Here is a 13,777-nt window from a genome sequence, read left to right as displayed (position 1 = left end):
CAGTGCCGGCGAGGACAGATACAAATTCTGAGCAATGCGCTCGCACGCCTCCACACCATACTCAGGCGCCACCAGCCAGCCCAGTCGCCAACCGGTCATACCGAAATACTTTGAAAAACTGTTCAGCACAAACGCATCCTGATCCACCGACAGTACCGAGGTCGCATCAAAGCCATAGGTCAGACCGTGATACAACTCATCCACCACCAGATGACCGCCTTTACTCTTGACTGTCTGCGCAATAAGTTCCAGCTGCTCGCGGTGCACCACACTGCCGGTGGGATTCGCCGGTGATGCCAGCAGTACCCCCCCGGTATTATCATTCCAGTTCTGCTCAATCAGCTCAGGCGTCAGCTGGTAATTATCCGCAGCGGTTACCGGAACCAGTTGACCACGGGCCTCAAGCAGCCGTAAAAAGCGTGGATTACAGGGATAACCCGGGTCTGCCATCATGAACGTCTGCCCCGGGTTAGCCAGCATGGCAAACACCATCAACAGCGCACCCGAAGCCCCCGCCGTAACAATCACCCGCTCTGCCGGAATATTAAGGCCATAACGTTGCTGATAAAAAGCGGCAATCGCGGCGCGCAGCTGCGGAATACCCGCTGCCGGGGTGTACTGGGTGTGGCCATCACGAATCGCCGCAATACCCGCTTCGGCAATGGGCGCCGGTGTCGCAAAATCCGGCTCCCCGGCACACATATGCACAACATCATGTCCCTGAGCATCCAGCTCTTTGGCACGCTTCAGCAGATCCATTACTTTGAAAGACTCGATATCAGCTACCCGATCCGACCAGTTATTCATGACAGGCGACTCCCCTGTTGACCGTTTTTGAATGGCCGGGATTATACATTAGTCATAACGTTAAAGCAGAACTCCTCTACTCAGAATCATATAGCCCTCTCTGGTCAACAACTATACAACGGCTAATCGCTGCTATAGTTAGATGTTGTGCCGCTTTGAATAACGCTCGTCACACAACGGGTTGAAAAACCCACCCATGTGACCGTTGCAGATGATTTACAGTTTTTTGATCTGGGGGCTGGTGAAAACGCAAAGGTTCTGGTAACTTCAGCACCCTTCTGATGGTTGGTTTAAACACCTTCAGCATCATAGCCGTTGGTAAGCGTTCGGGCACAATCGCCCGACCTGTAGAGAGAAGCGAGGCAGAACTATGCCGAATCAAGAAACACAGTTCACCCACTTTGTACCCTATCCGATTAAGGATGGCGAAGAGTACATGAACGATGCTCAAAAAGATCATTTCCGCCAAATTCTGAATTCCTGGAAACAGGAACTGATGGAAGAGGTAGACCGTACCGTTAACCATCTGCAGGAAGAAGCAACCAACTTTGCTGATCCCAGCGACCGGGCCAGCCAGGAAGAGGAGTTCAGCCTGGAACTGCGCACCCGTGACCGGGAACGTAAACTGATCAGCAAAATCTCTAAAGCGATGGAAAGCATCGATGAAGATGATTATGGCTACTGTGATGCCTGCGGCGTAGAGATCGGCGTGCGACGCCTGGAAGCCCGTCCTACCGCAACACTCTGTATCGACTGCAAAACGCTGGCTGAAATTAAAGAGAAACAGCTGGGTATCTGATCTGATCGCGGCTGACTCGATAGTCAGCCGCTTTTACAATGGTCTATACAGGTCGTTTTGCCCCGTCACCCACTGGCCCGCTCCACTTTGGCTCCCTTCTGGCAGCACTTGCCAGCTATCTTGACGCCCGTGCCCATAATGGCCGCTGGCTACTGCGTATTGAAGACCTTGATCCGCCCAGAGAGGTTGCCGGAGCCGCCGATAGCATTCTCCGGTCGCTCGAACAGTTTGGCCTGCAATGGGATGGTGAAGTCATTCGCCAGAGCGATCGCCATGCACTCTACAACGATATTCTCACCCAACTGACCGAACGCGGCACAACCTATCGCTGCAACTGCTCCCGACAAACCTTACTAAAGCGCAGTGGCGGCACATTCTATGATGGTTATTGTCGTAACCACCCACCGTCGACAAGTCAGGATTGCGCTATTCGCATTCACTGTGAGCAGGATTACCCCTTCGATGACCGGATACAGGGTGCTCAGCAATTTGCTCACCGGACAGAAGATTTCACTCTGTTCCGCCGGGATGGTTTGTTTGCTTACCAACTAGCGGTCACTATTGATGATGCGCAGCAACAGGTGACGCATATCGTCCGCGGTTCCGACCTGCTCGATTCGACACCGAAACAGATACATCTGCAACGACTACTGGGTTACCATCAACCGGCTTATGCGCATATTCCGGTGGCGACCAATACACAGGGACAAAAACTCAGTAAGCAGAATTTCGCTCCGGCACTGGATGATAACCAGGCACGTCAGTTGATCATTCGCGCGCTGAAGTTTCTCGGACAACAACCGCCGCCAGCGTTAGCGGACAGCAGTGTCGAAGAGTGCCTGGCCTGGGCCACACGCCACTGGGATATCAACGCTGTTCCTAAAACCACAGGCTTTATTCTGGAGGAGTGCTGATGCATTTTTACCGCGTACTGATCGTCCTGGTCATCGGTGGCTATCTGCTCTCACCAATTCTCGATCAGTGGTGGCCTGATTCAGCAACGCCCTGGTACCGGCCTTACATCATCTGGGCCGCGCTTATTCTGATACTCGCCATTCTGGAACGGAGACGGCGCAGCGATGAATTTTAATCTGACCTCTCTGCTGCTGATCGCCATCGCCTATCTGGCTGCGCTGTTTGGTACCGCCTACATCACTGAACGGGGCTGGATCCCCAAGCGTGTCATCTATCACCCGCTCACCTATGTGTTGTCGCTGGGCGTATTCACCAGTGTCTGGACCTTTTATGGCGCGTTCGCAATCGCTAAAGAGTCCGGCTATAGTTTCCTCGCGTCCTACCTGGGCGCATCGGCGGCCTTCTTTCTGGCACCGGTGATTCTAATCCCAATACTGCGCATCACCCGCACCTACGAGTTAAGCTCACTGGCCGACCTGTTTGCGTTTCGTTTTCGTTCAGCGACAGCAGGAACACTCACGGCGCTATTCTCTCTGATTGCGATTCTGCCGCTTATCTCCATTCAGATTCAGGCAGTCTCCGATTCACTGCACATTCTTAATCAGGACTTCTCCTCCGACCAGATCGCCATCGGCTTCTGCACCCTGATCGCACTGTTCACCATTCTGGTAGGCGCCCGCAATCCATCATTGCGCTATAACCGTACCGGTCTGATCATTGCGATGGCAACAGGCTCGCTAATCAAGCTGTTCGCCATTGTAACCATCGCCATCTATGCCCTGTACAACGTGCTGGACGGGCCTGGCGGGCTCGATCTCTGGCTGCAGCAGCACCCACAAGAGCAGGCAGTATTCGCCACTCAGCTGGACAGCAATCTGTGGCGCACAATGCTATTAGGGTTTTTCTCCGCCATCATTGTGATGCCCCACACCTTCCACATGATGTTTACCGAAAACACCTCGTCTAATAGCCTGCACAAGGCCAGCTGGGGCGTACCGCTCTATCTGCTGATACTGGCACTGGCCGTTCCGCCTATTCTCTGGGCCGGGATCAAACTGGGGGTGGCGGACCAGCCAGCCTTCCTGATTCTCCACCTGGGGATAAAGCTGGAGTCCAACTTTCTCACGACTCTGGCGTTCATTGGCGGATTGACGGCCGCCAGCGGTATCATCATTGTTGCCACCATTTCGATCGCCTCAATGTTACAGAACCATCTTATTCTGCCGCTGATTCCTCCGCTGTCGACGCAGAAACTCTACTCCCGGTTACTCTGGCTCCGGCGCATACTGATTATTATCATGATGCTGGGTAGTTACCTGTTTTACACCGAGGTAGGCCTTAACTATAACATTCACTGGCTGGGCACTCTGGCGTTCATCGCCTTTATGCAGTTTCTGCCAGGCATTCTCGCCACACTATTCTGGCCCGGAGCCAATCGCGCCGGTTTCTGTCTGGGGCTGGTTGTTGGCATGGGAATCTGGATTATCTCCATGTTCACCGGGCTGCTCAGCGGCGCGTTGAGTAATGATTCATCAATTCTCGATCAACACAACTGGCACCAGATAGCCATCTATGCGCTCACCGCAAACATTACCGTCTTTCTGCTGGGCTCGATTCTGACCCGCAGCTCCCAGGAGGAGATCTCCAGCGCCAGTGCCTGCCTGCATAACAGCCTGCAGCGCCCCATCGGCCCGCAACTGAACATTAGCCACAGTGATGAACTGGTCACCATGCTAAGCTCACGACTGGGCAAAGCAACGGCTCAGAAAGAGATTGAACACGCCCTGCAAGAACTGAATATTGTTAGCGGCGAACTGAACGCTATCGACCTGATGCGACTGAGAACCCTGATCGAAAGTCGGCTGAGCGCGCTATTCGGCCCCGTCGAAGCCAGCGCCTTGTTAAATCAGCAGGTCCGCAAGGACTCTCTGGATCAGTATCGCACCCGGGACATCCACCTTCTTGAAGGTCAGCTGGAAAACTATCAGACCCGCCTCAGCGGTCTGGCGGCAGAGCTGGACAACCTGCGCCGCCATCACCGGATGACACTGCAACGCCTGCCTGTCGGTGCCTGTTCGCTGGACGAGAAAGGGCAGATTATCTTCTGGAATGAAGAGATGGAGCAGTTCACCGGACTGCAGAACTCGGCTGTTTTAACCAAAAAACTGATCAGCCTGCCCTCCCCCTGGGGAGAGCTGCTGAACGATTTTTCCAGTCAGGAACAAAACCATCTGCTGTCTCAGCATCTGTTGATCAATGGAGAAAATTGCTGGCTTAGTCTGCATAAAGCCAGCTTAGCGGACAACTCAGAATCGATGGTTATTCTATTAGAGAACGAAACCGAAAACCAAATTCTGGTTAACCGTCTGTCCCATAACGAACGTCTTGCATCGATTGGCCGGTTTGCCGCCGGGGTGGCACACGAGATCGGCAATCCGGTCACCGGCATTGCCTGCCTGGCGCAAAATCTGAAATATGAAACCGACGATGAGATAGTCCTCGAAAGTGGTGAACAGATCGTTGCTCAGACCAACCGCATCACCCGTATCGTGCAGTCACTGATTCGCTTCGCCCATACCGGCCAGAGCGACAGCCAGCAATTTGAGGAACATATCAACCTGAAAGAGCTGACCGACGAAGCCCTGCATCTGGTGTCGATGGATAGCCGCAGCAGAGAGATTAAACTGATCAACAACATCGATGCCGCACTGAATATCAGTGGTGACCCGCAGCGACTAATGCAGGTATTTGTCAACCTGATCAACAATGCCTGCGATGCCTCGCCTACTGATAGTTCGGTCTGGCTGGAAGCGGAACAGAACGCCAACTCAATCGAGATCAGGGTCAACGATGAGGGCAGCGGCATCTCACCAGAGCATCACAGCAAACTATTTGAGCCCTTCTTTACCACTAAAGACCCAGGAAAAGGAACTGGACTCGGGCTGCCTTTGGTCTATAACATCATTGAGGAGCATTATGGTAGTATTAACATAGTGAGTCCCGCCAATAAAAATCAGAACAATGGCACTCAGGTGGTTATCACCCTCCCGGTCACTTTGCAGGATTAAGTTTGTAAGATAACAAACACCTGCCGACCAGAGGACAAGAAGCAAAGGTAAACCGAATGAGCCGCATTCTGATCGTAGAAGATGAGTCTATTATACGTGCTGCACTCCGGCGACTGCTGGAACGCAACAACTACACGGTTGACGACGCTGGATCCGTCGACGAAGCAACCAGTTTATTCAACCTCAAAGATTATAATCTGATCATCAGTGACCTGCGCCTGCCCGGCGCACCAGGAACCGACCTTATCAATCTGGCCAAAGCGGTGCCGGTGGTGATTATGACCAGTTATGCCAGTATGCGTTCCGCTGTTGACGCGATGAAACTGGGGGCTGTGGATTATATTGCCAAACCGTTTGATCACGATGAAATACTGGAAACCATCGCCAATATCATCAAACTGCGGGGGGCTGAAGATAAAACAGCACAGCCACAGGGCAACCCGCACCCGCTACCCGAAAACCAGATGGTGGGCAAATGCAGCGCGATGCAAAACCTTTTCAGTCGGATCCATAAGGTCGCCCGCACGGATGCTACGGTCCTGATTCAGGGTGAATCAGGTACCGGTAAAGAGCTGGCAGCCCGGGCGATCCACCAGCAAAGCGCTCGCTCAGGCTCACCGATGGTATCGGTTAACTGTGCGTCGATCCCCGAAACACTCATAGAATCTGAACTGTTTGGTCATGAAAAAGACGCCTTTACCGGGGCGGACTCTGCCCGCAACGGCCTGATTGAAGCAGCCAATGGCGGCACCCTGTTCCTTGATGAGATAGGTGAGCTGCCTCTCGAAGCCCAGGCACGCTTACTGCGCTTCCTCCAGGAGGGAGAGATTCGCCGCGTGGGTGCCGTTAAATCGACCCACGTCGATGTCCGCCTGATTGCTGCAACCCACCGCAACCTGAAAGCGCTGGCGAAAACCGGCGAGTTCCGCGAAGACCTGTATTACCGGCTATATGTCATGGAACTGCAAATGCCGCCGCTACGTGAGCGGGGTGAAGATATTATTGAGATCGCTCAGCAGTTTTTACAAAAGAGTTGTGAAAAGCTGGGGTCTCCCCTGCTAAGTTTCAGTGAAGACGCTTGCCAGACGATGGTTCGTTATAACTGGCCCGGCAATGTGCGAGAACTACAGAACGCTATCGAGCGGGCAGTGATTCTGGCGGACGATCACAGCATCACCACCGACCTGCTCGGTCTCGACATCGAGTCTGGTTCTCTGGCTGAACTGGAATCCAGTTTTGCCAGTGGCCGCTCCCTGATTGCAGAAGCCGACCCGAGAGAGCGCAGAACCGAACAAAACCTGTCACTGGACGATTACTTCCAGCGATTCGTACTGGAAAATCAGGACAGCATGAGCGAAACCAAGCTGGCCAAAAAGTTGGGCGTCAGTCGCAAGTGTTTATGGGAGCGCCGCCAGAAACTGGGCATTCCACGAAAGTCTAAAGAAGATCCCCTTAGCTAAGTTTCAGGGGATAAGTCACCACGGCAGAAGTGTTACTTATCCCCCACTGAGCAAGTGCAGCATGAGTAAAATGGTAACACTTTTTGTTACCCTCACTTTTGAAATCCGGTAACAAACGATAGATAAAAATATTAAATTAAATAAAAACAACAAGTTATAAAAACTGGCACAACTACTGCTCTATATAGATCAAGAAGAAGAAAAACACTTACAGTCGATAATCATAATAAAAATAAAACCCAGATTATGAACTGATAAGTAACCTGCCTCGAATAAAAATAAAAATGAGGCTCTAAAAGCTGATCGCTGAATTGACACCCAATACAACGGTCCCGAATCAGTGCTCTTAGAAATAAAAATAACAAGCTAAGTCTGAGTTGTTGTCTAAAAGCGATCAGCTTACCCATCTACTTTTGTCCTTTACCACCAAGCCCCTGTTTGCATTAATGATCCGTTAAACTGCGGCCTAAACTGCATTTTTTGATTGGATTTCATGCTATTATTCTGCGCTCTTGTTTCTGCGTAAGTTTTTCAGTGATATATGGACAAAAACTCATCACCTATAGGCTCGTTTATCCGCAAATTGTTTGGTAGTCATCGAAAGCAATCGGCCAGCAAAACCAGCCAGCAACACAGCGGCCCTCTGCTTATCCCGGAAGAGATCCACCAGATTTCCCGCCGCCAGCTGAACGATGCGGCGATGAAGACCGCATATCACTTGCAGGATGAAGGCTACGAAGGCTATCTGGTCGGTGGTTGTATCCGCGACCTGCTTATGCACAAGCAACCCAAAGATTTCGACGTTGCCACCAATGCCACTCCGGAACAGGCTCACGCTCTGTTTCGTCGCTCACGACTGATCGGCCGACGCTTCAAGCTACTGCATGTTCGTTTTGGCCGGGATATGATCGAAGTCGCAACGTTCCGTGCCAGCCATGACAGCCACCCGACCAATACCGACGGAGAACATGGCCGGCAAAACGACAGTGGCATGATCGTTCGCGATAACGTTTATGGCACCATTGAAGAGGATGCCCTGCGTCGCGACTTCACCGTTAATGCCCTCTATTACTGTCCTAAAGATCACTGCGTTTACGATTTCACCAACGGCTTCAGCGACCTGAAAAACCGCACTCTGCGCATGATTGGTGATCCGGATGCCCGCTATCGGGAAGATCCGGTACGGATGATCAGGGCGGCACGATTTGCCGCCAAACTAGGCTTCAGTATTGAGCCGGAAACCGAAGCCCCACTATATGAGCTGGGTTATCTGCTCAAAGATATCGCCCCTGCCCGCCTATTTGATGAGGTACTGAAAGTATTCCAGTCTGGTCATGGTGTTGAGTCCTACCACCAGTTCCGTAAATACGGGCTGCTGGAACATGTCTTCAGTCAAACGGCTGCTAGTCTTGAGCATCCTCAAGGGGCGCCGGTAGAACAACTGATACTTAACGCCTTGCAGAATACCGATCGCCGGATTCAGCAGGATAAAAGTGTCACCCCGGCCTTTCTGTTTGCCGCCCTGCTCTGGTATCCCATGCAGCAGCGGATGAATCAGCTCCAGAAAGAAGAGGGGCTGCATACGGTTCCGGCGATGCACGAGGCCGCTAATCAGGTGATCGGGGAGCAGATCCGCCAAACAGCTATCCCCCGGCGTTTCTCGACGCCAATCAGAGAGATCTGGGAACTACAGTTCCGCCTGCCGCGCCGCCAGGGTAAACGGGCTGACCGCCTGATGGAACACCCCCGCTTCCGGGCCGCTTACGACTTGCTGATGCTGCGGGAAAACAGCGGTGAAGCACTAGATGGCCTGGGCAAATGGTGGACCGATTACCAAACCCAGAACCCGCAGATACGCAGCCATATGGCCCGCGAGATTCCTAAGGATGAAGCACCTAAGCGACGCCGCAGACGCCGCGGACCGGCAAAACAGCAAGAACACAACAATGGCTGAAACCCACGTTTCAAACCACTGGACCCGGTGCTTTATAGGCCTTGGTAGTAACCTGGAACACCCGGTTACTCAGGTATCCACGGCCCTGCTTGAGCTTGATCGTTTACCCCAGTGTCGTAATCTGACCCCTTCCAGCTTATATCGTAGTGACCCGGTAGGCCCCCCAGGCCAACCCGATTACATCAACGCGGTAGCCAGCCTTGAAACAACGCTCTCACCACTCGACCTGCTGGATGCCTTGCAAGCACTTGAGCAGCAACATCAGCGGGTCAGAATTCAACACTGGGGTCCCCGCACCCTGGATCTGGACCTGCTGCTCTATGGTGATCAATTGATCAATAATGAGCGTTTAACCGTCCCCCATCCCTACCTTCAGGAACGCAGTTTTGTGCTCTATCCCCTGGCAGAAATCGCACCGCAACTGCACATTCCCAACCAGAAAAGTCTCGCAGAGTGCCTCGAAAACTGCCAAAAAGGCTCGCTTGAGCGAATTTAAATAATCAATAAATCATTATAAAACAAATGCTTATAATGATTATCATCGCTATGCACAATAGATAATAGTTAAACCGAAAAGGGCTATGTATAATCCCCCCCGTCTGAGTAATAAATAAGCAGGTTCTCTTATGAGCAGCATTACCCTTCATACACTGATGGCTCGTAAACAGGCCGGTGAAAAGTTTGCGGTGTTAACCGCATACGACGCCTGTTTTTCCCACCTTATCAGCACCGCGGGTGTTGAGGTGATATTAGTGGGCGATTCCCTGGGCATGGTTTTACAGGGCAATGACAGTACGCTGCCAGTCACTGTCGAAGAGATGGCTTACCATACCGCCGCCGTAAAAGCGGGTAATCAGGGCTCGATGATCATGTCGGACCTGCCCTTTATGAGCTATGGAACACCCGAACAAGCAATGGACAGTTCTGCTGCATTGATGCAGGCGGGTGCCCATATCGTCAAACTGGAAGGCGCTGCCTGGCTGGATGAAACTATCACCCTGCTGGCACAACGTGGGATTCCGGTGTGCGCACACCTGGGGCTAACCCCTCAGGCAGTCAACGTGCTCGGCGGATACAAAGTTCAGGGCCGCAACGACAGCGCGGCAAAGCAGATGATTGAAGACGCTGTACGGCTGGAACAGGCAGGCGCGGCAATGCTGCTGCTGGAGTGCGTTCCGGCGCTATTGGCAGGTGAGATCACCAAAGCGGTCGATATTCCGGTTATCGGCATTGGAGCAGGCGCTCAAACCGACGCTCAGGTGCTGGTGATGCACGATATGCTCGGCATCACTCCGGGCCGCAGCCCCAGGTTTGTAAAAAACTTTATGGCTGACAGCAATGATATCGCGGGAGCCTTTAAAGCCTATGCTGACGCAGTCAAAGCAGGTACTTTCCCCGGACCGGAACACGGATTCTAAGAAACATGAAAACTATCTATTCAATCGCCGAGCTGCGTGAAGCACTGGGTGAGGAGCGCCGTGCTGGCAAAAAAATCGGTTTTGTTCCAACCATGGGCAATCTGCATACCGGCCATATTCAGCTGATCCACCAGTCCAACAATCATGCTGATATCACCGTCGCCAGCATCTTTGTTAATCCACTGCAGTTCGGTGAGAACGAAGATCTGGATGCCTACCCACGCACCCTGGCAGCAGACCAGGAAAAGCTGGAAGCCGCCAGTTGCGATTATCTCTTTGCGCCGAATATTAATGAGATGTACCCCAACGGCCAGGTCATCCAGACACTCATCGAAGTACCGGGTATCTCTGATATCCACTGCGGTGCCACCCGTCCAGGACACTTTCGCGGTGTAGCCACGGTAGTCTGCAAACTGTTTGGGATCGTCCAGCCAGATGTCGCGATCTTTGGTGAGAAAGACTTTCAACAACTGTTGGTTATCCGCCGCATGGCTGAAGACCTGTTTCTGCCGGTTGAGATCCTCGGTGCGCCGATTGCCCGGGCCCAGAATGGACTGGCACTCAGCTCCCGTAACGGTTATCTGACCGAAGCGGAATTGGCCACAGCCCCTACCCTGAACCAGACCATCTGCCATACTATCAAGCAGATCCGTTCCGGCCATCGCGATTATCCAGCGCTGCAAGAGGAGGCCCAAAAACGACTGGAGCAGGCTGGCTTTAAACGGGATTACTACACCATCTGCAACCGTCTGGACCTGCAACCCGCAAGAGCTGAAGATACGCAACTCATACTGGTGGCCGCCGCTTACCTGGGTAAAGCGCGCCTGATTGACAATATGGTTATCGACCTCTGACCCGTAAGCTGATCATTGACCGCGGGAAGCTTTCGTTGCTCCGCTCCTCCAGGCCGATTAAAGAGTATTCACCTTTAGTCGGCTTGGTAATTGACGAAACAACTGCTAAATTTCTCTATCTGGCGTCATTTTTTTATTCTACATGCCGCCAGACGGGGAAAACCCCATTGCAGTTGCCTTTTGTCTATGATGTACTGCACTGCACCAATATGATTACTACAAAAAAAGCTGCTGAGTGTTTCTGACCGGTTACTGACTGACCTGCCATTAAAGAGTCACACAACGTGACTACACTACCGCGGCAATCTTATAAGCAAGAGGAATGATCATGCGTGATGTTGTTGTTGTAGCCGCAGGCCGTACGGCTGTAGGTAATTTTAATGGTTCTCTGGCATCAGTTCCTGCCAGCGATCTTGGCGCTACCGTTATTAAAGGTCTGCTGGAAAAGTCCGGAATTTCGGCTGACCAGATTGATGAAGTAATTCTGGGTCAGGTTCTGACCGCCGGCTGCGGACAAAACCCTGCCCGTCAGTCAACTATCAATGCAGGTCTGCCAATTGAAGTACCCGCCATGACGATCAACAAAGTCTGTGGTTCTGGTCTGAAAGCACTGCAACTGGCAACGCAGGCAATTCGTTGTGGCGATGCTGAAATGATCATCGCCGGTGGTCAGGAAAACATGAGCATGTCCGCTCACCTGCTGCCGAACTCCCGTAACGGTGCCCGCATGGGTGACTGGAAGATGGTCGACACCATGATCAAAGATGGTCTGTGGGATGCGTTCAACGACTACCACATGGGTATCACTACCGAAAATATCGTAGAAAAGTACGGTTTCACCCGTGAAGAGCAAGATGCCTTTGCCGCAGCGTCCCAGAACAAAGCTGAAGCGGCGATTAAAGCAGGCAAATTCAAAGACGAGATTATTCCGGTTGTCATTCCTCAGCGTAAGGGCGATCCCGTTGTATTTGATACCGATGAGCAGCCACGTTTTGGTGCCACCGCAGAAGCGCTGGGCCAGCTGCGCCCAGCCTTCAAAAAAGATGGCACGGTGACTGCGGGTAACTCTTCCACAATCAACGATGGTGCTGCTGCCGTAATCCTGTGCTCTGCTGAGAAAGCAGCTGAACTGGGTCTGCCGGTTCTGGCGACTATCAAAGCCTATGCCTCTGCCGGGGTTGACCCATCAATCATGGGTACTGGTCCAATCTGCGCTACACAGAAAGCGCTGGAAAAAGCGGGCTGGAGCGTGGATGATCTGGAACTGATCGAAGCCAATGAAGCCTTTGCTGCGCAGGCGATGTCGGTTAACAAAGATCTGGGCTGGGATACTACGCTGGTTAACGTTAACGGCGGGGCAATCGCTCTGGGTCACCCAATCGGTGCTTCAGGCTGCCGTATCTTCGTTTCTCTGCTGCACGAGATGGCTCGTCGCGACGCGAAAAAAGGCCTGGCTACACTGTGTATCGGTGGTGGTATGGGTACTGCACTGGCTATTGAGCGCGCATAATAGCGTTCTGAAAACAGTAAAGCCCTGACTGATCAGTCGGGGCTTTTTTTTTACTTCGTCACGATGAAGACAAGTCTTGCGCAACAATCAGGCAGTGGCAATAGCACCCTTGCCGACCCCTTCAAACGCTCTCACCATCACCTCACGATCCGGATGTTCAGCTTTAACCTGCGTTGCCAGATGACAGGCGATCTGCTCTACGGTGGTTTCGGTCTCGATCAGGTAGCAATGTTCTGCTGGCAAGCGGATCTCAAACTGCCCCTGAGGCGCATCATACTGATAATGATGCTCGACAGATGGCTCAGCCAGCAGATGGCTACGGGTACCGATATAGATATCATGGAAGGTTTCAGCCCACTGCTGCTCAACGCCGGTATCACGCTGCCCATCGAGATAGATTTCAATTCGCGAGCGATGTCCGTGGGCGATGCGCTGACAGTTACCATCGTGCTGCTGCAAACCATGACTGTAGTGATAAAAAGCGCCACTGATCGCCTCAGGCACAAAACTGATCTCCAGCCCTTGCACCTCATCAGGAAACAGCGCCAGCAGCTGATCTTTACACCACTTAGCCAGGCTGGTTTCAGTCACCTGATCAAGATCCACCAGCACTATCGCCTGCGCGGGTGAGCGGCAGAAAAACGCGCCCCCGTCAGGGTATTGCCAGGTCACCGTAGTTTCCCCCTCCTGTTGAGTGACGCGAAGATTGGCCATGCCCGTGGGTACAACTAAGCCATGATCAATACAGTTATCAAACCACTGCTTTACCGCTTTTTTGACAATCGCAAAGTCACAGATCATCCCCTGCTCATTCAAATTGCCGTCCAGTACCAGCTGCACCAGCCAGGACTCGCCCAGCAGACCTCTTTGCGGATGCAGGTAGGAAAAGTCAACGTTGGTCAGGTTATCTACAAAAAGCTTCACAGGCAGTCACACAGTCAGTTTAAATAAGTGAATAATCGGGCGGCGTATATTAGCTGATTACCAGCTCT

The 13,777-nt window shown here is 52.4% G+C and carries 12 protein-coding genes; 10 read left to right on the top strand and 2 right to left on the bottom strand.

Features of this window, described 5'->3' with window-relative positions; translation table 11 throughout:
• Nucleotides 1–807, bottom strand: an 807-nt coding sequence (locus ACQY8X_RS14775; RefSeq protein ID WP_428035907.1) for an aminotransferase class I/II-fold pyridoxal phosphate-dependent enzyme, incomplete at its 3' end; no start/stop codon positions are given.
• A 370-nt stretch (nucleotides 808–1,177) separates the two neighbouring features.
• Here ACQY8X_RS14775 and dksA point away from each other — a divergent pair.
• The 10 genes from dksA to ACQY8X_RS14725 all read left to right on the top strand — a co-directional run bounded on the left by dksA (nucleotide 1,178) and on the right by ACQY8X_RS14725 (nucleotide 12,785).
• Entirely contained in the window at nucleotides 1,178–1,606 is a 429-nt protein-coding gene (gene dksA / locus ACQY8X_RS14770) for an RNA polymerase-binding protein DksA (RefSeq protein WP_299205284.1), read from the top strand.
• Between the two features lie 38 nt (nucleotides 1,607–1,644).
• Complete coding sequence (gene gluQRS / locus ACQY8X_RS14765; RefSeq protein WP_428035906.1) at nucleotides 1,645–2,520, top strand: tRNA glutamyl-Q(34) synthetase GluQRS; 876 nt, start codon at nucleotides 1,645–1,647, stop codon at nucleotides 2,518–2,520.
• Nucleotides 2,520–2,696 carry a hypothetical protein gene (locus ACQY8X_RS14760; protein WP_428035905.1) on the top strand — a complete coding sequence of 59 codons (177 nt, stop codon included), beginning with the start codon at nucleotides 2,520–2,522 and terminating at the stop codon, nucleotides 2,694–2,696. Before gluQRS ends, ACQY8X_RS14760 begins: the two co-directional genes overlap by 1 nt.
• On the top strand, nucleotides 2,686–5,589 hold the full coding sequence (locus tag ACQY8X_RS14755; RefSeq protein ID WP_428035904.1) for a sensor histidine kinase: 2,904 nt from the start codon (nucleotides 2,686–2,688) through the stop codon (nucleotides 5,587–5,589). The genes ACQY8X_RS14760 and ACQY8X_RS14755 overlap by 11 nt, the downstream gene beginning before the upstream one ends.
• A gap of 56 nt (nucleotides 5,590–5,645) precedes the next feature.
• A complete protein-coding gene (locus ACQY8X_RS14750) occupies nucleotides 5,646–7,049 on the top strand; it encodes a sigma-54-dependent transcriptional regulator (RefSeq protein ID WP_428035903.1) in 1,404 nt (467 codons plus the stop codon).
• 541 nt (nucleotides 7,050–7,590) lie between these two features.
• Nucleotides 7,591–9,003 carry a polynucleotide adenylyltransferase PcnB gene (pcnB, locus tag ACQY8X_RS14745; protein ID WP_428035902.1) on the top strand — a complete coding sequence of 471 codons (1,413 nt, stop codon included), beginning with the start codon at nucleotides 7,591–7,593 and terminating at the stop codon, nucleotides 9,001–9,003.
• A complete protein-coding gene (gene folK, locus ACQY8X_RS14740; RefSeq protein WP_428035901.1) occupies nucleotides 8,996–9,499 on the top strand; it encodes a 2-amino-4-hydroxy-6-hydroxymethyldihydropteridine diphosphokinase in 504 nt (167 codons plus the stop codon). Before pcnB ends, folK begins: the two co-directional genes overlap by 8 nt.
• Nucleotides 9,500–9,629: 130 nt before the next feature.
• A complete protein-coding gene (gene panB, locus ACQY8X_RS14735; protein ID WP_428035900.1) occupies nucleotides 9,630–10,421 on the top strand; it encodes a 3-methyl-2-oxobutanoate hydroxymethyltransferase in 792 nt (263 codons plus the stop codon).
• A 5-nt stretch (nucleotides 10,422–10,426) separates the two neighbouring features.
• Nucleotides 10,427–11,275: a pantoate--beta-alanine ligase gene (gene panC / locus ACQY8X_RS14730; RefSeq protein WP_428035899.1), complete on the top strand. Its 849-nt coding sequence runs from the start codon at nucleotides 10,427–10,429 to the stop codon at nucleotides 11,273–11,275.
• Between the two features lie 328 nt (nucleotides 11,276–11,603).
• Nucleotides 11,604–12,785 carry an acetyl-CoA C-acetyltransferase gene (locus tag ACQY8X_RS14725; RefSeq protein WP_428035898.1) on the top strand — a complete coding sequence of 394 codons (1,182 nt, stop codon included), beginning with the start codon at nucleotides 11,604–11,606 and terminating at the stop codon, nucleotides 12,783–12,785.
• An 87-nt stretch (nucleotides 12,786–12,872) separates the two neighbouring features.
• Here the strand turns inward: ACQY8X_RS14725 and ACQY8X_RS14720 are convergent, their stop codons facing one another.
• Complete coding sequence (locus ACQY8X_RS14720) at nucleotides 12,873–13,709, bottom strand: 6-carboxytetrahydropterin synthase (RefSeq protein WP_428035897.1); 837 nt, start codon at nucleotides 13,707–13,709, stop codon at nucleotides 12,873–12,875.
• Nucleotides 13,710–13,777: the final 68 nt, after the last annotated feature.

It is taken from the genome of Amphritea sp., assembly GCF_050300915.1.
Taxonomy (GTDB): Bacteria; Pseudomonadota; Gammaproteobacteria; order Pseudomonadales; family Balneatricaceae; genus Amphritea.
Note: the sequence above shows the minus strand (reverse complement) of the source record. Positions and strands in the feature narration are given on the sequence as shown.